Here is a 451-nt window from a genome sequence, read left to right on the forward strand (position 1 = left end):
GACACCAATAATAGGCCCATCCGTGATCGCGTCAGGCAAGCTCACTAATTCAGGTTTAGTCACATTTTCAATACCCAAAGTCTCCACCCGATAATAAGGATCCTCGTTCCCGTTGCTCTGTTTCTCCACTTTGCAGCAAGCCCAATACACCTCATCCATACGTGCATCAATTGCTACAAGCACTTGAGAAATACCGTACTTCAAATAGCTTTGTAGGGCTAGAGCTTGGATATTAGATATGGCATAGATATGACAGTCACTTCCGTAGGCCAAGCCTTGCGCGATACCAGTCGCGATACGAATACCCGTGAACGAACCTGGCCCACAACCAAAAGCAAGCGCATCCAGATTTTTAGCTTTTAACTTACCGTGGCCCAAACAGTCTTTCACCATAGGTAAAATTAACTGAGTATGACTTCGAGGGGCTTTTTCGCACACCTGATACATTGTT

Annotated in this window: 1 protein-coding gene; it reads right to left on the reverse strand. The window is 45.5% G+C overall.

Annotation, left to right across the window (positions count from 1 at the left end):
* Nucleotides 1-447: tRNA (adenosine(37)-N6)-threonylcarbamoyltransferase complex dimerization subunit type 1 TsaB (tsaB, locus tag A3756_RS04035; RefSeq protein ID WP_068552967.1), on the reverse strand; the 447-nt coding region annotated here is incomplete at its 3' end.
* Nucleotides 448-451: the final 4 nt, after the last annotated feature.

Source organism: Oleiphilus sp. HI0086 (genome assembly GCF_001635225.1).